Below are 22445 nucleotides of genomic sequence, written 5' to 3'. Positions count from 1 at the left end.
CACACGCAAAGTGCAAGGAGGACAATGTTTCATGAGCCAAGTTATGGTCCAAGCCCTGTTTGATATCGCGGTGGCGTTGCTGTTGGGTCTGGCTGCCGTCGGTTCCGGTGTCGGTGACGGTCTGGTGATGAGCAAGTACGTGGAGGGCGTGGCCCGTCAGCCAGAGGCGCGCGGTTCCATCTTCGCCAGCGCTCTCTTGGGTGTCGCGTTGGTTGAGGCCTTCCCGGTCATCGCGCTGGCCTTCGGCATCATCATCCTGTTCACGCAGGGCGTCCTGTAAGCGGGCTGCGTGACGGCGTGACGGTGTTGGGGCAGAAATCGGGAAGGGGTGACGCAGGTGTTTGAATTCGGCACGATGATTGTCACGCTCCTGGCGTTTCTCATCATGCTGGCCATCGTCATCCGCTTCGGCTTCAAGCCGCTCAGCAACATGATGGAACAACGCCGTCTGTACATTGAGCGGCAGATCGCGGAGGCGGAAGAGGGTCGGGCGCAGGCCGAGCGGTTGCTGGCGGAACACCGCGAACTGGTCGACCAGGCCCGCAGGGAGTCCAAGCAGATGGTCGATGCGGCGCGTGCCCGCGCGGAAGAGCAGGCGCGGCAGATTGTGGCCGCGGCCGAAGCGGAGGCGGAGCGCCTGTTGGAAGAGAACCGCAAGCTGATTGAGCGGGAGCGGCAGGAGGCGCTGGACAGCGTCCTCAACCAAGTGGCCGGGCTGACGGTCGAGCTGACCGGGCGGCTGCTGCGTGAACGGGTGACGCCGGAAGTGCACCAGGAGATGCTCAAAGAGGCGGAGAAGCGCCTGGGTGAGTTGGTATGCTGAGCGGCGTCGTCACGAACCGGTACACGCACGGCTTGCTCGCGGTGGCCAAGGCGAAGGGCGCAGAGGAGCGGGTGGACCAGGGGCTGACCCTGGTCTCGACCTTGATCAACGCCGATGCGCGCCTGCGGGCGATGCTGGAGCACCCGCTGATTGGCCCGGAGGACAAGCTGAAGGTCGTCTCCGACCTTTTGTCCGAGGCGGCGAAGAGTTCTCTGCTCGGGCGCTTGAAAAGCCTGTTCAGCGAGCCCGTGCATCCCCTGGTTCTGCAGTTTCTCGGCGTGCTCTTCCGGCGTAACCGGAGTGAATACATCAGTGCGGTGGCCGAACGGTTTCACGAACTGGTGGAGGCGGAGCGGGGGCGCGTGCAGGTGAATGTGGAGTCGGCGCTGCCGCTATCGGAACAGGAGCAAGCGGAGCTCACGAACAAGCTCTCAGCGGCGCTGGGCCGCGAGGTGCGCGCCCGTGTTGAGGTCAACGCGGATCTCATCGCCGGTTACCGGATTCGGCTGGGCCATCGCGTCATCGACGCGACCGTCAAAGGGGCGCTCGCGCAGTTTGATGAGAGGCTGCTGGCTGGCGCAGCCGGCAAGGAGGGAACCCTTTGAGTATTCGACCGGATGAAATCAGTGCTCTGATACAAAAGCAGATTGAGCAATTTGAATCCCAGGTGCAGGTTTACGACACCGGCATTGTGCTGTCGGTCGGTGACGGCATTGCCCGTCTCTACGGCCTGGACAACGTCATGGCCGGTGAACTGGTCGAGTTCCCCAACGGCGTCTACGGCATGGTCTTGAACCTGGAGGAGGACAATGTCGGCGTGGTTGTCCTTGGCTCCGTCGAGGGGATTCAGGAGGGGGATCAGGTCAAGCGCACCGGCCGCATCGCCCAGGTACCAGTCGGTCCGGCGCTCTTGGGGCGTGTGGTCAATCCGTTGGGGCAGCCGATTGACGGCCGCGGGCCGATTGAAGCGGCAGAATACCGCCCGATTGAATCGCGGGCTCCCGGCGTGATTGACCGGCGCTCGGTGCACGAGCCGCTGCAGACCGGCATCAAGGCGATTGACGCGATGATCCCGATTGGCCGCGGGCAGCGCGAGCTGATCATCGGCGATCGGCAGACTGGTAAGACGGCCATCGCGGTCGACACCATCATCAATCAGAAAGGCAACGGCGTGAAGTGCATCTACGTCGCCATCGGCCAGAAGGCGTCCACGGTGGCGCAGGTGGTGGAGACGCTGCGCAAGCACGGTGCCATGGACTACACCATCGTCGTCAGCGCCAGCGCTTCGGACCCGGCTCCATTGCTGTTTATGGCCCCCTACGCTGGCTGCGCGATGGGCGAGTACTTCATGTACAACGGCGAGCATGCCCTGGTGGTGTACGACGATCTGTCCAAGCAGGCGGCGGCCTACCGCGAGATGTCGTTGTTGCTGCGCCGTCCGCCCGGCCGTGAAGCCTTCCCTGGCGACGTGTTTTACCTGCACTCGCGCCTGCTCGAGCGCGCTGCGAAGCTGTCCGACGAGCGCGGCGGCGGCAGCCTGACGGCCCTGCCCTTCATTGAGACGCAGGCGGGCGACATCTCGGCGTACATTCCGACCAACGTCATCTCCATCACGGACGGCCAGATCTTCCTTGAGTCGGACCTGTTCTACGCGGGCGTGCGACCGGCGGTCAACGTCGGCACCTCGGTCTCCCGTGTCGGCAGCGCGGCTCAGATCAAGGCAATGAAGAAAGTGGCCGGCACACTCAAGCTCGACCTGGCACAGTACCGCGAACTGCAGGCGTTTGCCCAGTTTGGCTCGGACCTGGACAAGGCGACGCAGGCGCGATTGGCGCGCGGCGAGCGGACGATGGAGATCCTCAAGCAGAACCAGTACGAGCCGATGGCGGCGGAGGAGCAGGTGGTCGCTATCTGGGTGGCGGTCAACGGCTATTTGGATGACATTCCGACGACCGCCGTACGCAAGTTCGAAAAAGATTGGCTGACTTTCATCCGCACGGACTACCCGCAGATTTTCCAGGCCATCGTCGACACCAAGGACCTGTCCGACGACACGGTCAATCTGCTCAAAGAAGCGGTGCAGAAGTTCAAGGCGACGTTCGTCGCGTAATCGGGGCGTCGGGCGGCCGGGCCTTCGGCCGGATCGACAGCCCGGCAACGCACGTCCGCCCGGAGGCGGGCGGCAGAAGGTGGTGATGACCGGTGCCGCAGAGCGCCAGAGACATCAAACGTCGAATCAAAAGCTCACGCAACCTGGCTCAGATCACCAACGCGATGGAGATGGTGGCTGCCGCCAACCTGCGTCGGGTGCAGGAGGCGGTGCAGCAGTCCAAGCCCTACCTGGCGAAGATGCGCCAGATGCTCGCTGGGGTGTCGCGCGACGCGCGGCACGTCAAGCACCCGCTGTTGGCGGAGCGACCGGTGAAACGCACCGGCTATCTGGTGATCACGGCCGACAGGGGCTTGGCCGGGCCGTACAATGCGCAGGTGATTCGCACAGCGTTGCAAGAGTTTCGCCGCAAGGACAAGTCTGCGTATTCCGTCTACGCTGTGGGCAGGCGCGGCCGCGATTTCTTCCGCCGCCATGGCTATCCCATCGGCGGGGAGATCATCGGGCTTCCGGACACGCCCACGTACGACAGTGTGCGCGGCATCGTGGAGCAGGTCGTCAAGGCCTACGAGGATGCCGAATTTGACGAACTGTACTTGGTATACAACGAGTTCATCAATGCCATGACGCAACGGCCAAAGGTGGAAAAGGTGCTGCCGCTCTCGCGCGTCGAGGGCGAGTCGGAGGGCAAGGTCGTTCATTACCTGTATGAGCCGGACGCCGAATCCCTGCTGCAGGCTTTGCTGCCTCGCTACGCGGAGACGCTCGTCTACCAGGCCATACTCGACGCCAAGGCGAGCGAGTTTGGCGCCCGCATGACGGCCATGGGCAACGCGACTGATGCGGCGGAAGACATGATTAAGCACCTGACCCTGGCGCTCAACCGCGCGCGCCAGGCGGCGATTACCACGCAGATTGCGGAGGTCGTCGGCGGTGCCGAGGCGTTGAAGTAAGAGGAGGGGAATTCGTGAACAAAGGTAAGGTAGTGAACGTGATGGGGCCGGTCGTGGACGTCCGTTTCCCCGAAGGGCAGCTGCCGGCCATCAACAACGCCTTGCGTATCGATTACGAAGGCGATGTGCCCGTTCACTTGACGCTGGAGGTCGCCCTGCACCTGGGCGACAACGTGGTCCGCTCGATTGCCATGTCGTCGACGGACGGGCTCGTGCGCGGCGCCGAAGTGATCGACAGTGGGCGCCCTATCAGCGTGCCGGTCGGACAGGGGACGCTGGGGCGCATCTTCAACGTGCTGGGCGAGACCATCGACGAGGCCGGCCCTGTGCAGGCCGATGAAACCTGGCCGATTCACCGCAAGGCGCCCGCCTTCACCGACTTGAGCACGAAGGTGGAGATCTTCGAGACCGGCATCAAGGTCATCGACTTGTTGGCCCCGTACATCAAGGGCGGCAAGATCGGCCTGTTTGGCGGCGCTGGCGTCGGCAAGACGGTTCTCATCCAGGAGCTGATTCACAACGTCGCTAAGGAACACGGTGGCTACTCGGTGTTTGCCGGCGTCGGGGAGCGCACCCGCGAGGGCAACGACCTGTACCACGAAATGAAGGAGTCCGGCGTCATCGACAAGACCAGCATGGTCTTCGGCCAGATGAACGAACCGCCCGGCGCCCGCCTGCGCGTCGCCTTGGCGGGGCTCACGATTGCCGAGTATTTCCGCGACGTGGAGCAGCGCGACGTGCTCTTATTCATCGACAACATCTTCCGCTTCACCCAGGCCGGCTCCGAGGTGTCCGCGCTGTTGGGCCGCATGCCGTCCGCTGTGGGTTATCAGCCGACGCTCGCCACGGAGATGGGCCAGCTGCAGGAGCGCATCACGTCCACCGTGCGGGGTTCCATCACGTCCATCCAGGCCATTTACGTGCCGGCTGACGACTACACGGATCCCGCGCCGGCGAACACGTTCGCCCACCTGGACGCGACTACCAACCTGGAGCGCCGGATCGCTGACATGGGCCTCTATCCCGCAGTCGATCCGCTCGCGTCCACGTCTCGTGCGCTGTCTCCGGACATCGTCGGCGACGAGCACTACCAGGTGGCGCGCGGGGTACAGCAGGTCCTACAGCGCTACCGCGAGCTGCAGGACATCATCGCCATCCTCGGCATGGACGAGCTGAGCGATGACGACAAGCTCACCGTGCAGCGTGCGCGCAAGATCCAGAACTTCCTGTCGCAGCCCAACTTCGTCGCCGAGCAGTTCACCGGCCTGCCGGGCAAATACGTGACGATTCAGGATACGGTGCGCAGCTTCAAGGAGATTCTGGAGGGCAAGCTGGACGAGATCCCAGAGACCTACTTCCGCTACCGTGGCGCCATCGACGAGGTCTACGAAGCGGCCGAAAAGGACGGCATCAAGGTCTCGTAACGCGGGCCCGGGCCGACGATGGGCGACGAGCCTGAGAATTGGCCGCCGCCCACGCGGCAACGCATCCAGGAAGGAGGTGGCGCAGTGAGTACGGTTCTGTTGGAAGTGGTGACGCCGGAGCGGCAGCTCTTGTCTCAGGAAGTGAGCATGGTGTCCCTGCGCGGGGGCGACGGAGAACTGGGCATCCTGCCGCGGCACGCACCGCTCGCGACCACCGTGAAGCCGGGAATTGTCAAGGTGAAGCTTGTGGACGGAGAGGACTTTATCCACGTCACCGGCGGTTTCCTGGAGGTCCTACCCACGCGCATCACGCTGCTGGCAGATACAGCGGAATTAGGCGGACACATCGATGTGGAGCGGGCCGCTCGAGCGCAGGAGCAGGCGGAGGAACGGCTGGCCAAGGCGTCCACCGCGGAGGAGCGGGCTGAGGCGGAGGCGGCTTTGCGGCGTGCCAGGCTGCGCCAGGAGGCTGCCGAAAAATCGGCGCAAGCCGGCCATCCGCTGGGGCGGCGCGCGGGCTGAGCCAGCTGCGCTTTCCTTGCCGGCTCGCCCCGCATCCGGTTTGGCCGCGTGCGCTAGACCGCGGCGGGGGCGCGGAGCGAGCTGCCTGTAATCGCCGTGAATGTACCGTGTGAATGTATTTTAGCCGTATGAAAAACTGAAACGACGCCCGTCAGCCGGCGGGCGTTTTGTTGTACTCTCCCAACCAGCTCTGTTATAATATTTACGTCTATATCGATATTTGTTGGAGTCGGAATCCTTCCGTCGGATCACATGTTTTCCATGCGTTGGCTCACACCAGTCGCCGGCTGCGGGGCGGATGAGCTGGCCGGAAGGGGAATCGGGAATGTCTCAGTACTTCAACGAGTACTTGTTCGTGATCTTGTTCATTGCCTTGGCGGTGCTGCTGCCGCTGGCGACTATCTGGATCATCGGGCCGATGCTGCGTCCCAGCCGACCGACGCGCGGGAAACTAGAGACGTATGAAAGCGGCGTCACACCGATTGGGGACTCGCACGTCCGCTACAACGCCCGCTATTACCTGTTTGCTCTGCTATTCGTCGTCTTTGACGTGGAAACCCTTTTTCTCTATCCGTGGGCCGTCAGCTACCATTGGCTGGGCAAGTTCGGGTTGGTGGAAGCGCTTTTGTTCATTATCATACTGGCCGTGGGACTCGGCTACGCGTGGCGAAAGAAGGTGCTCGAATGGAACTGAATGCCGACAGCCGTTTGCCGGTGATCGAGTACGAAGGGCTGACCCCGGAAGAGAATATGGAACTCCGGCGCGCTGGCGTCCTGTTGCAGCCGCTGGAACAGCTCAAGGCGTGGGCGCGCAGCAACAGCCTTTGGCCGCTGACGTTCGGTTTGGCGTGCTGCGCGATTGAGATGATGGGGGCCAGCGCTTCCCATTACGACATGGACAGGTTCGGCATCTTTTTTCGCGCTTCGCCGCGGCAGTCGGACGTGATGATTGTGGCGGGGACGGTGACGAAAAAGATGGCCCCGCTACTGCGCCGCCTGTACGAGCAGATGGCCGAGCCCAAGTGGGTGGTGGCCATGGGCGTCTGTGCGACGGCCGGAGGTCCGTATGTACGCAGCTACTCGGTGGTGAAAGGGGTTGACCAGGTGGTGCCGGTCGACATCTACATTCCTGGTTGCCCGCCGTCGCCGCCCGCGCTGATCTACGGCCTCAACCTGTTACAGGAGAAAATTCGCCGCGAGGCGCGCATGAGGAGGGAGCAGGCGTGAGCGAAGAGCAGCCCCAGCGACCGGCCGCGCCGACGAAGGCCGCCCGAGGTCAGGAGGCAGGCGGCAAAGCGGCTGCCGGGGCGGCGTCTGCGGCCGGACGGGCGGCGAACAAGCAGCCGCCGGCGCCCGACCCCCGCGTCCTGGCCGCCAGAGAGCAGGCGGAGCGGTTGAGCCAGGCGGTGGTCGAGCAGTTCGGGCCGGAGGCGGTCCTGGAGAGCGGAGCGGCGCACCACAAACCCATGTTGCGGATTGTCCGCGAGCGTTGGTTGGACGCGGTCGACTACCTGCGTACCCATCCCGATTGGCGGCTTAACTACGTCGAGTGCATGGCGGGGACCGACTATGCGGATCGGATTGAGGTCGTGCTGTTTGTCCAATCCACGGAGTTGGGCCATTTCGTCTGCCTCAAGACCCAGACACCGAGGGACGAGGCATGGCTGCCTTCCCTGGTCCCGGCCCATCCCGGGGTGAACTGGGAGGAACGGGAGATCTACGACTTGCTCGGGGTAGACTTTCGCGGCCACCCAGATCTCCGCCGCATCATGTTGGATGACGATTTTGTCGGGCATCCGCTGCGCAAGGATTACAGCGTCTGGGCAGAGACGGAACGGCCGCTGGTCGACGGACAGCGGCCGTGAACATGAGGCGGGGGGATGAGGACGATGGCGCTCCTGGACGAAGCCAACCAAGTTCGCACAGAAGAGATGCTGCTCAACGTCGGCCCGCAGCACCCCAGCACGCACGGGGTATTTCGGCTGCTGGTAAAGATCAGCGGCGAGACGATTCTCGACGCAGATCCGGTCATTGGCTACTTGCACCGCGGGACGGAGAAGCTGGCAGAGGACCTGCAGTACACCCAGATCATCCCGTACACCGACCGGCTCGATTACCTGGCGGCCATGCTCAACAACTACGCCTTCTGCCACGCCGTGGAAGAGGCGCTGGACATCCAGGTTCCGGAACGCGCCGAGTACCTGCGGGTGATTCTGATGGAGATGCAGCGTATCGCCTCCCATCTGCTGTTCATCGGCACGTACCTGCTGGACCTGGGCGCCATGAGCCCGTTTTTGTACGTGTTCCAGGAGCGCGAACGGATTGTCCAGTTGTTCAACGAGATCAGCGGGGCGCGCCTGACGTACAATTTCATGCGCATCGGCGGCGTGAAGTACGACGCTCCGCCGGGATGGCTCGACAAGGTGCGGGCGTTTGTGCCGTTCATGCGCGAGAAGATCAAGATGTACGACAGCCTGATCACGGGCAACGAGATCTTCCTCGACCGCACGCGCGGGGTTGGGGTGTACGATGCTGAAACGGCGCTGGCTTACGGGATGAGCGGCATCAACCTGCGCAGCACCGGCTTCGACTGGGACCTGCGGCGGAAAAAGCCGTACAGCATCTATGACCGTTTCGACTTCGCCGTGCCCCTCGGGCAACACGGCGACTGCTTCGACCGCTACTACCTGCACCTTTTGGAGATGGGGGAGTCGCTGAAAATTGTCGAGCAGGCGCTGGAGCAGATCCCCGATACGGGGCCGGTCCTGGGCAAGGTGCCGCGGCTGATTCGCATTCCGGCCGGCGAGTATTATTCGGGCATTGAGGGGGCGCGGGGCGAGCTGGGCTTTTTCATCGTCAGCGACGGCAAAGACAAGCCATACCGGCTGAAGATCCGCAAGCCGTCGTTTGTCAACCTGCAGCTGTTGCCGCGACTCCTGCGGGGACAGAACATGGCCAACCTGATTGCCATCCTCGGCGCCGTTGACATCGTGCTGGGGGAGGTGGACGCCTGAATGGCCTGGCTCTGGCAGTGGCACAACGCGGGGCTCTCCTGGCTGCCGTTCCTCGGCATGGTCATCGGCGCCATCGTTGTGCTGCTCATTGGTTTGGGCGTGGTGACTTATGAAATCTACTTCGAACGCAAGGTGCTGGGCTGGATGCAGGGGCGCATCGGCCCCAACCGCGTCGGCCCGCTGGGGCTGTTCCAGTCGTTTGCGGACATCCTCAAGCTGCTCATCAAGGAGGACGTGGTGCCCGAAAAGGCGGACCGCAGCCTGTTCCTGCTGGCCCCGGTGATTGCCTTTATCCCATCCTTCATGGTCCTGGCTGTCATTCCGTTTTCGCGCACGCACGTGTTCACAGCCAACCTCAGCATCGGGGCCCTGTACTACCTGGCCTTGTCCGCCATCACCATTCACGGGGTCATGCTGGGGGGATGGGCCTCCAACAACAAGTACGCCCTGATTGGCGGCATGCGCAGCGCGGCGCAGATGCTCAGCTACGAGATCCCGCTCGGGCTGTCGCTGGTCGGTGTCGTACTCATGGCCGGATCGCTCAACCTGAATGACATCGTCTCCGCGCAGCGCACCTGGTGGTTTGTCATCCCGCAGATTTTGGGCTTTCTGGTGTTCTTGGTCGCCGCGACCGCGGAGTTGAACCGGACCCCCTTCGACCTGCCCGAGGCGGAATCGGAGTTGGTGGCCGGGTACCATGTCGAATACACAGGCTTTCGCTTCGCCTTCTTCATGCTCACCGAGTACCTGTACCTGTTCGCCATGGCCGGGCTGGCGGCGACCTTGTTCCTCGGCGGGTGGCTGGGTCCGTGGCTGCCGGGATGGTTGTGGTTTGCTATCAAGGTTGCCGCGTTTATCTTCTTTCAGTTCTGGCTGCGTGCCACCATGCCGCGTCTGCGGGTCGACCAGTTGATGTCATTCAGTTGGAAAGTCCTGTTGCCGGTGGCGCTGCTCAACCTGGTCATCACGGCGGTGGTGAAGGCGTGGGTGTGAAAGTCAGCCATCTTGACGCCCTGCCGGGTGCAGGGAGAAAACGGGGTGAGGTCGCGTGTTTGGGTTTCTCAAAGGGATGAGCGTCACGCTCAGCCAGCTGCCGAAGAAAAAGGTCACGTTGCAGTACCCGGACGTGCGCCCGGAGTGGCCGGAGCGATTTCGCGGGGTGCACCGGTTCATCCCGGAGCTGTGCATCAACTGCAACCAGTGCGCCCGCATCTGTCCCACCGACTGCATCTCGCTGGGCGGGGAGCGGGACGCGAACAAAAAAATGCGCATCGACACGTTTGACATCAACTTTGACATCTGCATTCTCTGCGACTTGTGCACCGAGGTCTGCCCGACGGAGGCGATTCTCATGTCCGACACGTTTGAGATGGCCGCGGAGACGCGCGACAGTTTCTATCTGGATATGAACTGGCTGTACGAAAACCAGTTGCGCTACGAGCAGAACCATCCCGAACGCGTGCAAGCAGCCACGGCGGGTGACGACGCATGAGCCTGCACCCGGCGCTCATCGCCTTCTTTATCATTGCGCTGGCCATCCTCAGCGCCGCCATCTCGTTTCTCACGCTGCGCAAGGTCATCTACATGGCGCTGGCGATTGGGGCGGTGTTCATCGGCTGCGCCGCCGTGTACATCCTGCTTGGGGCGCCGTTCGTCGGCATCGCGCAGGTGCTCATCTACGCGGGCGCCATCACCATTCTCATCATGTTTGCCATCATGCTCACCAACCATGAGGAAATGGAACCACCATTTCGCTGGACGCTGCAAAACGGCGCCAGCGCCGCGTTTTGTGTCCTGCTGGCGGCCGCGCTGCTGTGGATTATCCGCAGCCAGGCGTGGCCGGCGCAGGGCGGTACCGACATCAACCACGGACGCTCCAACCCGGCCGCAATCGGCCTGGAGTTGTTCCAACACTACACGGTTGCTTTCGAGCTGGTGTCGCTGCTTCTGGTCGTGGCGCTGGTGGGCGCCGTGGTGCTGGCGCAGGCGCGAAAGGAGGATGAGTGAGTGGACAATCCGGTGGTCTCGGTGCCGACCGGGTCCCTGCTCGGTCTGGCCGCCATCCTGTTCTGCATCGGCCTGTACGGGGTGCTGACCAAGCGCAACCTCATCATGGTGTTGATCTCGCTGGAATTGATGCTCAACGCGGTCAACATCAACCTGGTCGCCTTCTCGCGTCTTGGGGTGGCGCCGAACCTCGACGGGCAGGTGTTTGCGCTGTTCACCATCACCGTGGCCGCCGCCGAGATCGCCGTCGGGTTGGCGCTGGTCTTGGCCGCGTTCCGCCTGCGCAAATCGACCGAGGTAAAGGACCTGAACACGGAAAAGTATTGACAGGCGGCCTCGCGGCGGGCGTCGCTGCCGAAAGGCGCAGGACGCGGCGCGCTGCCGGCTTGGGCCGGGCCGGGAGGAAGGTGAAGGTATGACAGATTGGGTGTGGCTGGTGCCGCTGTGGCCGCTGGCCGGGTATGTGTTTTTGCTCCTGTCCGGGCGGCGAACGCCGGAGGCGGTGGCGGCCGGGGTGTCCGTGGTCCTGACCGGCGTTTCGTGCGTGCTGAGCCTGGTGGTGTTCTTCCAGCTTGGGCCTGAACCAGCGAGCGGTGAGACGTGGCTGTTCCATTGGCTCACCATTGGATCCGCCCGCGTCGATGTGGGTATCTCGCTCACGCACCTGAACGCCCTGATGCTGGTGGTCGTCAGCCTGGTCAGCGTATTGGTGCTGCTCTTCTCGCGGGGATACATGCGCGGAGACGAACGGTTCTCCGTGTTTTACCAGTACCTCAACCTGTTTGTCTTCTCGATGCTGGGGCTGGTGATCTCCCCGAATCTATTGCAATTGTACATATTCTGGGAAATGGTGGGGCTGTGCTCGTATCTGTTGGTCGGGTTCTGGTATTTCAAGCCGGAGGCGGCGTTGGCCGCGAAAAAGTCGTTTATCGTCACCCGCATCGGCGACACCGGCCTGTTTATCGGCATGGTTTTGCTGTTCCTGGGCACGGGCGGATCATTCGATTTCACGGCCATATTCCAGGCGGTGTCGGCGCACACCCTGCACCTGGGCTGGATGGGCAGTCAGGGACTGACCACGTTGGCGGCGCTCTTGGTCTTTCTCGGCGCAGTGGGCAAGTCGGCCCAGTTTCCCCTGCATGTCTGGCTGCCCGACGCCATGGAAGGCCCGACGCCGGTGTCAGCTTTGATTCACGCGGCCACCATGGTCGCCGCCGGCGTCTACCTGGTGGCCCGCATGTTCCCGCTGTTTCAAGCCAGCCCGCCAGCGCTCACGACGGTGGCCTGGATTGGCGGCGTGACGGCGCTGTTGGCGGCTCTGATTGGCCTGACGCAACGGGATATCAAACGGGTGATTGCCTACTCGACCATCTCCCAGCTCGGATACATGATGCTAGCGCTGGGTATCGGCGCCTATACGCTGGGCGTGTTTCACCTGTTCACGCACGCGTTCTTCAAGGCGCTCTTGTTTTTGGCGGCCGGGTCTGTGATTCACGCGGTCGACACGCAGGACCTGTTCCAGATGGGAGGGCTCGGCCGCAAGTTGCCCATAACCCGCTGGTCGTTCCTGGCGGGCGCTCTGGCGCTGGCGGGCATCTTTCCGTTTTCCGGCTTTTGGTCCAAGGACGACATCCTGACCGCGGCGTGGCAGCAAGGCGACACGGCGCTGTATTGGCTGGGGCTGGCGGCGGCGTTCTGCACCGCCTTTTACATCTTTCGCGTCTACTTCCTCGTGTTCACGGGCCAGTCCCGGGATGAGGAACGAACCCGGGGCGCCCACGAGGGCTCCTGGGTGATGACGGTGCCGCTGGTGATTCTGGCCGTTCTGGCGACGCTGGCGGGGTTTGTCAACACACCGTGGAACGGGCACGCGCTGGAGCGGTACCTGGAACACGACGCCACGGCCAGCGCCGCCGCGGCGACGCCAGTGCACGAAAGCCTGCCGTTGATGGTGTTCAGTGTCGTCGTCGGACTGTTGGGCATCGGCCTGGCCTACCTGCTGTACGGGCGCGAGTCAGCGGCGCCGGCGCGGCTGGCGGAGAGATTCTCCATCCTGCACGCGGTCTCGTTCAACAAGTTCTACCTGGACGAGGTGTACTACTACACCGTGGTCGCCGCAGGCAAGGTCGTGGCGCGCTTCGTGCGCGCGCTGGACAGGTACCTTATCGACGGCATCATCGAGGTCGGGGCGCGGCTGGTGGGCGTCCTGGGCCTGGCCCTGAAATACACGCAGAACGGGCAGGTGCAGGCGTACGGCGTGATTGCGGCGTTCGGGCTGGTCGTCGTGATTGTGGTTGCGGTCTTGGGTGTCGGGGGGGTGCTGTAGAACATGGGCCTGAGTCTCTGGCTGCCAGGGGCGCCGGTGATTGCGGCGCTCGTCACCCTGTTCCTGCCGGCTCGCGCCGCGGGCCTGTCACGGCTTGTCGCCGGAGTCGGCTTTGCGGTATCCCTGGTGCTGGCCGTGCTGGCCTGGGCCGGCTATCCTGGCGCCGGGTATGCGCACGTCAGTTCGTTCAGCTGGTTCACGCTGCCCAACGTATGGTTGGGCCACAATCTGACCATCGGGCTGTCGTTCGGGGTGGACAGCCTGTCGCTGCCGCTGCTGACGCTGACGGCCGTGATCGCGCTGCTGGCGGTGGTCGGCAGGCCTTCCCCGGAGGGGCGCGCGCGCGTGTACCGCTTCTGGCAGAGCCTGTTTGCGGCGGCCATCCTCGGTGTTCTCGCGGCGCTGGACCTGTTCACCTTTTTGGTGGCGCTTGAGCTGGCTCTGTTTGCGGGGTTCTTCTTGATCCAGCAGTTTGGCGGCCCGCGCCGCCGGCACGCGGCTTACAAGTTTCTGTTGTATCGCGGGTTTGCCACCATCGGGGTGCTGGCCGCGTTTCTCGGCCTGGCCTACGGCCTGGCGGGCCTGTACTACCAAGGGGCCACCGTCGCCTCCACGCCCAAGCTGCCGGCGTCGGTCGGATCCCTGACGTTTTCGTTGCCCACCCTCCAACACGACATCGCGCACGCTGCGCCGGTGTTCGGCGGAACGCGGCCGGCCCTGTTCTTGGTCCTGTTGTTGGCCGTGTTCATCGAGGAGGCGTTTGTCCCGTTTCACACCTGGCTGCCCCAGGCGCACGAACAGGCGGACACCGCCACCAACATGTTGATGGGCGGCATCATGACGAAAATCGGCGCCTACATCCTGCTGCGCTTCGGCGTCGGCATGCTGCCCGACCAGGTGCACCGGTTCAGCCTGCTTCTGGCGGTCTTCGGTGTCATCAACATCCTGTACGGAGCGTTTGCCGCCTGGGCGGCGGACGGCTGGCGGCGATTGATAGCCTTCTCCAGCATCAGTCACATGGGCCTGGTCCTGCTCGGCATCTCGGCGATGAACGCGGCTGGGCTGCAGGGAGCCATGTTCATGATGGTCTCTTCCGGGCTGCTCACGGCGCTCTTGTTCTTCATCTCAGGGGCCATCGAGGAGCGCACGGGCACCAGCCAAATGGGGCAGCTGGGCGGCCTGTCCAAGCCGATGCCCATGCTCTCCGGGTTCTTGCTGTTTGCCGCGCTCGGGTCTCTGGGGCTGCCGCTCACCAGCGGGTTCGTCAGTGAACTCCAGGCGTTCCTGGGCGCCTTCGCCGGTCACCCATACCTGTCTCTGGTCGGCGCGCTCGGGCTCATTCTGTCCGCCACGTACCTGTTGTACGCGATGCAAAAGACCACGTTTGGGCCGGCCGCGCCGCCCGCCGCGGCGCTGACCGACGCCCGGCCGGTAGAGTACCTGCCGCTCGTTGTCCTGACCGCGCTGGTGCTGGTGGTCGGGGTCTATCCGGCCGTCATCGGCGACTTGTTTGGCCTGTCGGCTCACACGCTGCTCGGGATAGGGGGTTAATTCATGCCGGACCTCATCCATCAACCCTATTGGCTGACGATGGGCCCACTCCTTATCGTCTCGGTGACCGCGTTTGTGGTCATGATTTTGGAATTCATCTTTCTCAAAGGGCTCCGGCGCTGGCTGGTCTGGCCGGCTTTGGCCGGCGTCTTGGCGGCGCTGGTGCCGGCCGTGGAGCATCTGTGGGCCAAGCCGACAGCGGCCTTGAACACCGTGATGATTGACGGATTTGCCAGCGTCTTTACCCTGCTCATCCTCGTCTCGGCGGCGCTGATTCTGTTGTTTTCGTACGCGTACAGCGCCGAGCAGCCCTTGGCTGCTGAACACACGTATCTCATCCTGTTCGGCGTGGCCGGGGCGCTGGCGATGGCGTCCGCCGTGGACCTCATCACCCTTTACATCGGATTGGAACTCTTGTCTGTCGCCAGCTACGTCTTGGTCGCCGTCCGCCGAAAATCCGTCCGTGCCGTCGAGGGCGGAATCAAGTACTTGATCATGGGATCGGTCGGATCGGCCGTGTTGCTGTACGGGATGTCGTTCATCTACGGCATCTCCGGCACCACCAACCTGGTGCAACTGGGACAGCTGGGCGGTCAGTTGTACCAACAGTACCCGGCCATCGTGCTTTTGGGTTTCATCCTCATGCTGTGTGGGATGGGGTTCAAGCTGTCGTTGGTTCCGTTTCACATGTGGACGCCCGACGCCTACGACGGAGCGCCCTCGCCCATCAGTTCCTTCTTGGCCACGCTCTCGAAAGCGGCCGCGTTCGCCATGCTGCTGCGCATGCTGTTGTTCATCTTCAACGGCGTCGCGACAGAGGTGTTCTACTGGGCGGGCATCTTCGCCGCGGCGACCATGCTGGCGGGCAACCTGCTCGCTCTGCCGCAGCGGAACATGAAGCGCCTGCTGGCGTTCTCAAGTGTCGCCCAGGCGGGATACGCGCTGATTCCCCTGGCTCTCATTGGCCCCAGCTACACCGACTGGACGGGCCTGTTTGACAGCCTGGCGTTCTATCTGTTCGCGTACACCTTCATGACCATCGGCGCCTTCGCCGTGGTGTCGGTGGTGGGCCAATCCAGCCAGACGGCCACGGACGACGCGCTGCACGGCTTGTACCAAAGATCCCCCTGGCTGGCGGGGGCGTTGACTGTGTTTTTGCTCTCGCTCGCGGGCATGCCGCTGACCGGCGGGTTCCTCGGGAAATTTTACATATTCATGGAGACCATTCACTTCCAGGCGGTGTGGCTGGGCGTATTGCTGTTTGTCGCCAGCGTGGTCTCGTTCTATTACTACCTGGGTTGGGTGCGCCACATGTTCCGCCGCGATGCCGACGCCGCGGCCGTACAGCCGATACACGCCGGGCCGGTGATGAATCTGGTGGTCGCGCTGTGCGTGGCCGGTACTCTGGTGCTCGGCGTGGTTCCAGCGGCGCTGCTGCATCCGCTGCAGTGGGTGCAGTGGTTCTGATTCACACCATCTGGACGCCTGATTTCTTTAACCCCTCGGACAGGGTGTCATCGACGCCGTCGTCCATGACCGCGTAGTCGAAGGCGTGCAGGGGGGCGATGGTGGCAAACGAGACGCGGCCGAGTTTGCTGCTGTCGGTCATCAGCGCCGCCTGCAGGCTGCGCTCCATCATCGCCTGCTTGACCGACACCTGCTCCACGCGGGCGCTCATCGCTCCGTCTTTGAGGGTCAACCCGTCGCAGCCGATGAGCGCCAGGTCGGCGTGCAGCGAACGGATCATGCGCGTGGCGAAGGCGCCGCCGAAGCTGGCGGTGGCCGCGTCCACGAGGCCGCCGCAGGCGTACACCTGAAAGCGGGGGGTCTGGGACAGGAGCAGGGCAATCTGCAGATCCGGCGTACAGATTGTCAGCGGTTCCAGAAACGAGGCGGCCAGCTCCTTCGCGACTTCGTACGCCGTGCTGCCGGCATCCAGGAAGATGGAGCGGTTGGGCTTGAGCAGGGTCATCACCTTGCGCGCGATGGCCTGCTTCTGTTGGATGTTCGCCGTCGACTTGACCTCCAGGCTGTCGGGCGTCCACTTCTGCTCCCCGACAATGGCGCCCCCGTGCACCCGCCGCGCCTTGCCCTCCTGTTCCAGTTGCTCCAGGTCGCGGCGAATGGTCATCATGGACACCTGAAAGTACGCGGCGAGCTCCTGCAATTCGACCTGCCCGCGTGTCGCGAGCATGTGGTAGATCTCTTTTCTGCGCTGCGCGGCCAACATCCCCAAACACCTCTTGTTCTCCCGGCGTGTCTAATCCCATTATAGAGGGTCTCTCGGTCATCGTCACCACAAAGCAACAAGACCTATCTATATCGAACGTATGGCTGAAACAAAATGTGATCCCATGAACATAATCCATTGACATTGTGTTATTTTGTGTTATATATTGTGACTGCAGGTAAGCGCACACACCGCGCGCCGCTGGGAGGGGACGGGCATGGACATCCTGGTGTTTAGCGACGACCTGACAGGCTCCAACGCCGAGGCAGTACTGTTTCGCCACTTGGGTTGGCGGGCCCAAACCTTGCTGCGTCACGATCAGGCGCTGCCGCGGCCGCAGGGCGCGGCCACGATATGGAACACAGGCACCCGACTGTTGCCCCCGGAGAGGGCGGCGGATCGCGTGCGCTCCATGATGCGCTTGGTCCTCCAGCGGTGGGGAGAGAAGACCCACGTGGCGAAACGAATCGACAGCACGTTTCGGGGGCCGATTGGAGCGGAGGCCGAGGCCATGCTGGAGATGCTTCCGCCACGGGCCGTCGGGGTGGTGGTCTGCGCCTTTCCGGCTTCCGGACGCACCGTGCGCGACGGCCGCCTGTACGTGCACGGCGTCCCGGTGCACGAGACGGAAATCGGGTCCGATGTGCACACCCCGGTCACGACGTCCAACCTGACCAAACTGCTGCGCGCCCAGACCCGGCTGCCGATTGTGCGTCTGACGCGAGAGGAGGCCGCTCAAGGGTTTCAACACTGGGCCGAGCGTCTCGGTGGCACGGACGAGCGCCTGCTCATCGTCTGCGACGCGGAGAGCGACGAGGACATCGCGTCTCTGGCCCAGTCATTCGCCGCCTGGCCTGTGCCCATCCTGCCGATTGATCCAGGGCCATTCACCGTCCATTACTTCTCGGCGCTCGCCGCCCGGCAGAACCGCATCTTCGTCGTCTCCGGCAGCCTGATGCCGACCACCCGGCGCCAGCTCGCGTACCTGGAAGAGCACAGCGAAACCCGCCTTCTCCAGGTCGATCCGCTCGCATTGGCCGATCCGGACGCAGGCCCCGCGTATATCGAGCGGATCGCCCAACAGGTGGAGCGGGCTTTTTCCCAAGAGCGCGTTGTGGGCGTTCGTACAGACGGCAATCCGTGCGAAGGCCAAGCGGCCGTGGACGTGTCGCGCGCCCTGGCCGTGCTGACGGAGACGGTGCTGGCACGGGTGACTATCCACGGCCTGTACGTCAGCGGCGGGGAGGTGGCGTACGAGGTCCTGCACCGCCTGCAGGCGGAGGCTCTGGAACCCATCCTCGAGGTGTGGCCGCTGTGCATCCTCAGCCGCATCGTCTCCGGTCCGTACAGGGACCTGCGCGTCGTGACCAAGGGCGGATCAATTGGGCCTGACAGCGCTGTGTACGACAGTGTTCGAGTGTTATTGTCCGGAGCTTGACACCGGTATCGCAGGAAAACCGCACAGGAAGGTGAGCGCATGTCTGAACGTCCCGTTTTGGCTATCACCATGGGCGATGCCGCCGGCATCGGCCCAGAGATCACGCTGAAGGCGTTGGCGGACGCCACTCTGTACGACGAGTCGCGGCCGCTTGTCATCGGCTCCCTGGCCGCGCTGGAGGACATCCGAGCGCGGCTGGACATCCCGGTCTCGCTGCGGCGGGTGTCCGCCCCGTCCGAGGCCTCCTACACGGCGGGCACAGTCGACGTCCTGGACCTCGACAACATCGACGTGTCCAAACTGACGCTTGGTGAGGTGCAGGCGCAGTGTGGGCAGGCCGCGTTTGAATACGTGCAGCGTGCGGTGGAATTGGCGAACGCTGGCCAGGTGGACGCGGTGGTCACGGCCCCCATCAACAAAGAGGCGCTGCGCGCCGCCAATGTGCCCTACATCGGCCATACCGAAATGTTTGCCGACCTGCAGCATGTCAAGTCGGAGATGACCATGTTCCTCATTCAGAACGTGCGCATCTTCTTCCTCACCCGCCACGTGCCGCTCATTGAGGCCTGCCGTCAGATTGCGGACAGTGACTTTGTCCACGCCGGCATCGTGCGCGCCTACCGCGCGCTCGCAACCCTGGCCGCAGCCAAGCCGCGGCTTGCGGTCGCCGGACTCAATCCCCATTCCGGAGAGGGGGGACTGCTCGGCCGGGAGGAAATCGAGTCCATCCGCCCCGCGATTGAACGCGCGGTGGCGCAGGGGATGGACGTGGTCGGCCCCGTGCCCGCGGATTCGGTCTTCCACTTCGCGCGCCAGGGCCAGTACGACGCGGTGCTTTCACTCTATCACGATCAGGGGCACATCGCCGCCAAGGTGATGGATTTCGAGAAAACCGTGTCCATCACTCTCGGCCTGCCGACCCTGCGCACCAGCGTCGATCACGGCACCGCCTTCGACATCGCAGGCAAAGGCCTCGCGTCGGCCGTCTCAATGGTGGAGGCCATCCGCGCCGCTATCCGCTACGCGCCGAATTACCGGCCGGTTTGAGTTAGGAGCGAAGCAGTCTCGCCGCCGCCCGCGGTGTGCGCTAAGGGGATGCGGGCGGCAAAATCTCGGGTCGACATGTAACCGTCTACACAAATTGGCTATACGATGCACTGTTGGGGAGGGCTCGCCATGAATCAGATGCCAGTACGGAGATGGTGGTACATCATCCCGGTTGCTGTGGTCATGTATATGCTCGCGTACATGGATCGGATCAACGTGTCGATGATCCTTCCGTACATCGACGACTCTTTTCATCTCAGCAGTTCGGCCGCTGGGTTCGCTTCAGGTATCTTCTTCGTCGGTTATATGATCTTGCAAATTCCCGGCGGTTACCTCGCCAGTCGCTGGAGCGCCAAGAAAGTCGTGTTCATTTTGATGATCTTGTGGGGGCTGTCGGCCATGGCCACTGGTCTTGTGCAAACGTCTTCACAGCTGTACCTGGCGCGGTTAGTGCTGGGCATCTTCGAGGGTGGTGTGTGGCCCGGTGTGCTCGTCCTGCTCGCCTCTTGGTTTGCGGACGAGGAACGGGCCAGAGCGAACGCGCTGTGGATGACCTGCCTGCCCATATCGGCTGTGATCATGGCACCATTGACCGGCTGGTTGTTGACCTTCCTGAACTGGCGCGAGATCTTTCTGATTGAAGGGGCGCCTCCCATCATCTGGGCTATTGTGTGGCTGTTGGTGGTGCCGGATAAGCCGCGCATGGCTCGTTGGTTGACGGACGCCGAGAAGGAAGTCACTGAACGGACGTTGGCATCCGAAAATGCAGGAAAACCGGAAGACCAAGGTCTTCGTGTGGCCCTAAAGAACAAGACGGTGTGGTGGCTTATCGTCGCGTATTTCTTTTGGATGAGTGGCTTCTACGGTTTCTCCTTGTGGGAGCCGTCTGTCGTCAAGTCGTTTCAAGGCATTGCGTCGCCGGGGACCGTGGGATTTCTTTCGGCCATACCGTTTTTGTTTGCCCTGCTTTCCATGATTGTCACTTCGTATCTGAGTGACAAGACAGGAAACCGGCGCTTGTTCGTGGCTGTGCCCTTGATCATCGGGACAGTCGGTCTGGTCGCCGGGCAAGTGATTGGGAACAACCCCATTGTGAGCATGGTCTTTCTTGTCATCACGGCGATTGGGGTTTACGGTCCCTATGGTCCGTTTTGGGCGATACCCAGCCGCATCCTGCGCATCGAAATCGTAGGCGCAGCTATGGGCCTCATCAATGCCATCGGCAATCTAGGCGGCTTCCTGGGTCCGTACCTCGTCGGTTATTTGAAGGGTATCACGCACAGCAGTTTCGTCGGTTTCTATGTCTTGGCTGCGTTCCTGGTCATCGCCATGCTGGTCACACCTATGCTGAAATCGGATACCGACAGCAGCACCGACGCCATCGAGGAAGCCGTCCGTCTGTGACATCCCACCTGGTGAGGTCTTGCTTCCGGCTCTGCTCGGGATGCGTCCGGGGCAGAGCCGGAACGGTGTTCCCCCCCTCCCCACCACCCGCCCCTCCCCGCTTCGCGTGTTACAATACCCGCAAGACGACGCTCGATGCGAAATGAGGGATGCTTCCATGTCCACCACCATGATGGGTACGCTTCCAGGCGGCGCTGTGTGGGCAGCCGACGGCGTCCTGTTCATCCTTGCGTTCCTGTTCGGCACCTGGGTAACCTGGTGGGCGCTCGGGGCGCTCAAGTGGGATAAGTTTCTGTTCGATCCGTTTGGTACCCAGACCCGGGTGCTGCGCTTTCTGCTCGCTCTTTTGGGCGGCTTCCTGCTGGCCCTGGCGGCGGTGGCCTACATTCTGGCGTTTCAGCTGCTGCGCGTGCTGTTCTGACGTACGGGTTCTCTCCGTCCTTGTTCCCCTATCAATCTAGCAACAAGCTTCGTATAAACCTTTCCCGCCTGGTCGATACTGGCATGTATAGACGGCACGGCCAGCGGGGAGGAGTAAGTGATGAGGTTATGGCTGTGGCTGGCAGCTGGTATCGGGGCATTGACGCTGTTTCACCAGGTCTTTGCGTCCACGGCGGTGGTCGCAGACGTGCGTGCAACAAGTGAGGCGGGCGGATCGTCCATTCAATCGGGAGAACATGCGCAGGCGGGCACGGCAAACGAGGAGGAAACCGCCGATGCTGCCACCGCGGCTCGCTGTCTCACCCGGGCGTATGCAGCGAGCGGGGCACATCCCCTGGGCTTGGAGGTGCACAACTGGTCCGAGGTCAACCAGCAGTTTATGGGTCTCTCGCAGTTATCGACAATGGCCGACCGCATTCGGCAGGAAATGGCCCAGCACGGTGTGAACCTCATGCACGTGAAAACTTTGAGGAAGGCGGTGGACGGTGAAGCGTACGTCGCTACTGAAGGACAGACGAAGCAACGCGCGCGAGTGTCTATCATTCTGTCGAGTCTGCAGGCCAGCGAGGCGACGGCTGAAACTGTGCTGGTGATTCGAGCCGATGAACCGGGCACGGGATTGGGAGACGTGCAGAAACGGGTGTCTGCATGGTGGACGGTCGAGCGGGCGGCCGTCGAGAGTTTCCATGCTTCGCCACAAATCTCTGCTTGTATCTCGGGGTATCAAGATGGTAGGATATTGAATAGCAAACAAGGTGCCATGGTATCCCGTGTCTTGGAGTCCGTGTCTGCCCGCCGGGTGGAAGGTATTCATACGGGGTCATTGACAAGTGTTTCCGCATATAGTCCACTCGGTTCCGTCTGGATGACCAGCGACGGTCATAAAATGAACTTGCAAGTCGCAGTTCATTATGATAGCTATCACCATTACACACATGTCGTCATCGGAACGCCCATCATCACCGTCACGTATTAACACGACTCGAATCGCAGACATCGGCAATACATAAGCGGCTCGCCGTCAACGGTGTGCACTCGGGCGGTCCCGGCATCCGTTGGCGCGAGAGCACGTTTCGGCCCGTTTGTCGGCTGTTCGAATCGGACCTTCCGTGCGGGGACTGGCTTCCGTAGACCGACAGAAAATGGTAGAAGTCC

Annotated in this window: 24 protein-coding genes; 23 read left to right on the top strand and 1 reads right to left on the bottom strand. The window is 62.7% G+C overall.

The window, feature by feature from the left end; all coding sequences use genetic code 11:
• Positions 1-31 precede the first annotated feature (31 nt).
• From atpE to AK2_RS00795, 18 genes are all read left to right on the top strand, one after another.
• On the top strand, positions 32-280 hold the full coding sequence (gene atpE, locus AK2_RS00880) for an ATP synthase F0 subunit C (protein ID WP_026962827.1): 249 nt from the start codon (positions 32-34) through the stop codon (positions 278-280).
• Between the two features lie 57 nt (positions 281-337).
• Positions 338-823: a F0F1 ATP synthase subunit B gene (gene atpF, locus AK2_RS00875; protein ID WP_245632699.1), complete on the top strand. Its 486-nt coding sequence runs from the start codon at positions 338-340 to the stop codon at positions 821-823.
• The gene (gene atpH / locus AK2_RS00870; protein WP_067930204.1) at positions 817-1428 is read left to right on the top strand and encodes an ATP synthase F1 subunit delta; all 612 of its coding nucleotides are present in this window, start codon (positions 817-819) and stop codon (positions 1426-1428) included. Before atpF ends, atpH begins: the two co-directional genes overlap by 7 nt.
• Positions 1425-2933, top strand: a complete 1509-nt coding sequence (gene atpA, locus AK2_RS00865) for a F0F1 ATP synthase subunit alpha (protein WP_067930199.1) — start codon at positions 1425-1427, stop codon at positions 2931-2933. The genes atpH and atpA overlap by 4 nt, the downstream gene beginning before the upstream one ends.
• Before the next feature lie 92 nt (positions 2934-3025).
• Positions 3026-3886 carry an ATP synthase F1 subunit gamma gene (gene atpG, locus AK2_RS00860; protein ID WP_067930197.1) on the top strand — a complete coding sequence of 287 codons (861 nt, stop codon included), beginning with the start codon at positions 3026-3028 and terminating at the stop codon, positions 3884-3886.
• A gap of 14 nt (positions 3887-3900) precedes the next feature.
• Complete coding sequence (atpD, locus tag AK2_RS00855; protein WP_067930195.1) at positions 3901-5310, top strand: F0F1 ATP synthase subunit beta; 1410 nt, start codon at positions 3901-3903, stop codon at positions 5308-5310.
• 84 nt (positions 5311-5394) lie between these two features.
• Complete coding sequence (locus tag AK2_RS00850; protein ID WP_067930193.1) at positions 5395-5832, top strand: F0F1 ATP synthase subunit epsilon; 438 nt, start codon at positions 5395-5397, stop codon at positions 5830-5832.
• Between the two features lie 325 nt (positions 5833-6157).
• Entirely contained in the window at positions 6158-6526 is a 369-nt protein-coding gene (locus AK2_RS00845) for an NADH-quinone oxidoreductase subunit A (protein WP_067930191.1), read from the top strand.
• Positions 6517-7059, top strand: a complete 543-nt coding sequence (locus tag AK2_RS00840) for a NuoB/complex I 20 kDa subunit family protein (protein ID WP_067930190.1) — start codon at positions 6517-6519, stop codon at positions 7057-7059. The genes AK2_RS00845 and AK2_RS00840 overlap by 10 nt, the downstream gene beginning before the upstream one ends.
• The gene (locus tag AK2_RS00835; RefSeq protein WP_067930189.1) at positions 7056-7697 is read left to right on the top strand and encodes an NADH-quinone oxidoreductase subunit C; all 642 of its coding nucleotides are present in this window, start codon (positions 7056-7058) and stop codon (positions 7695-7697) included. Before AK2_RS00840 ends, AK2_RS00835 begins: the two co-directional genes overlap by 4 nt.
• Before the next feature lie 24 nt (positions 7698-7721).
• A complete protein-coding gene (locus tag AK2_RS00830) occupies positions 7722-8846 on the top strand; it encodes an NADH-quinone oxidoreductase subunit D (RefSeq protein ID WP_067930188.1) in 1125 nt (374 codons plus the stop codon).
• Positions 8847-9839: an NADH-quinone oxidoreductase subunit NuoH gene (gene nuoH / locus AK2_RS00825; protein ID WP_083520705.1), complete on the top strand. Its 993-nt coding sequence runs from the start codon at positions 8847-8849 to the stop codon at positions 9837-9839. It abuts the gene before it with no gap.
• Between the two features lie 55 nt (positions 9840-9894).
• A complete protein-coding gene (locus AK2_RS00820) occupies positions 9895-10338 on the top strand; it encodes a NuoI/complex I 23 kDa subunit family protein (protein WP_067930186.1) in 444 nt (147 codons plus the stop codon).
• Positions 10335-10853, top strand: a complete 519-nt coding sequence (locus AK2_RS00815) for an NADH-quinone oxidoreductase subunit J (protein WP_067930184.1) — start codon at positions 10335-10337, stop codon at positions 10851-10853. Before AK2_RS00820 ends, AK2_RS00815 begins: the two co-directional genes overlap by 4 nt.
• A 12-nt stretch (positions 10854-10865) precedes the next feature.
• The gene (gene nuoK / locus AK2_RS00810; RefSeq protein ID WP_067930527.1) at positions 10866-11180 is read left to right on the top strand and encodes an NADH-quinone oxidoreductase subunit NuoK; all 315 of its coding nucleotides are present in this window, start codon (positions 10866-10868) and stop codon (positions 11178-11180) included.
• Positions 11181-11268: 88 nt separating this feature from the next.
• Positions 11269-13179, top strand: a complete 1911-nt coding sequence (nuoL, locus tag AK2_RS00805; RefSeq protein WP_067930183.1) for an NADH-quinone oxidoreductase subunit L — start codon at positions 11269-11271, stop codon at positions 13177-13179.
• Positions 13180-13182: 3 nt separating this feature from the next.
• Complete coding sequence (locus tag AK2_RS00800; RefSeq protein ID WP_067930181.1) at positions 13183-14730, top strand: complex I subunit 4 family protein; 1548 nt, start codon at positions 13183-13185, stop codon at positions 14728-14730.
• Positions 14731-14733: 3 nt separating this feature from the next.
• Complete coding sequence (locus tag AK2_RS00795; protein ID WP_067930179.1) at positions 14734-16197, top strand: NADH-quinone oxidoreductase subunit N; 1464 nt, start codon at positions 14734-14736, stop codon at positions 16195-16197.
• A 1-nt stretch (position 16198) separates the two neighbouring features.
• Here AK2_RS00795 and AK2_RS00790 read toward each other — a convergent pair whose 3' ends face one another.
• Positions 16199-16960 carry a DeoR/GlpR family DNA-binding transcription regulator gene (locus AK2_RS00790; protein ID WP_067930172.1) on the bottom strand — a complete coding sequence of 254 codons (762 nt, stop codon included), beginning with the start codon at positions 16958-16960 and terminating at the stop codon, positions 16199-16201.
• 217 nt (positions 16961-17177) lie between these two features.
• Between AK2_RS00790 and AK2_RS00785 the strand changes: the two genes are divergently transcribed.
• From AK2_RS00785 to AK2_RS00765, 5 genes are all read left to right on the top strand, one after another.
• On the top strand, positions 17178-18398 hold the full coding sequence (locus AK2_RS00785; protein WP_067930169.1) for a four-carbon acid sugar kinase family protein: 1221 nt from the start codon (positions 17178-17180) through the stop codon (positions 18396-18398).
• A 39-nt stretch (positions 18399-18437) separates the two neighbouring features.
• Positions 18438-19445: a 4-hydroxythreonine-4-phosphate dehydrogenase PdxA gene (gene pdxA / locus AK2_RS00780; RefSeq protein WP_067930167.1), complete on the top strand. Its 1008-nt coding sequence runs from the start codon at positions 18438-18440 to the stop codon at positions 19443-19445.
• 129 nt (positions 19446-19574) lie between these two features.
• Entirely contained in the window at positions 19575-20849 is a 1275-nt protein-coding gene (locus AK2_RS00775; RefSeq protein WP_245632698.1) for an MFS transporter, read from the top strand.
• Between the two features lie 157 nt (positions 20850-21006).
• Positions 21007-21270: a DUF1146 family protein gene (locus AK2_RS00770; protein ID WP_245632697.1), complete on the top strand. Its 264-nt coding sequence runs from the start codon at positions 21007-21009 to the stop codon at positions 21268-21270.
• Between the two features lie 120 nt (positions 21271-21390).
• Positions 21391-22266 (top strand): YwmB family TATA-box binding protein, encoded by an 876-nt coding sequence (locus AK2_RS00765; protein ID WP_067930164.1) that lies wholly within the window; start codon positions 21391-21393, stop codon positions 22264-22266.
• Positions 22267-22445 lie beyond the last annotated feature (179 nt).

The sequence above is a fragment of the Alicyclobacillus kakegawensis NBRC 103104 genome (genome assembly GCF_001552655.1).
In the GTDB taxonomy this organism is placed as follows: domain Bacteria; phylum Bacillota; class Bacilli; order Alicyclobacillales; family Alicyclobacillaceae; genus Alicyclobacillus_G; species Alicyclobacillus_G kakegawensis.
This window is presented reverse-complemented; position numbering and strand designations above follow the sequence as displayed.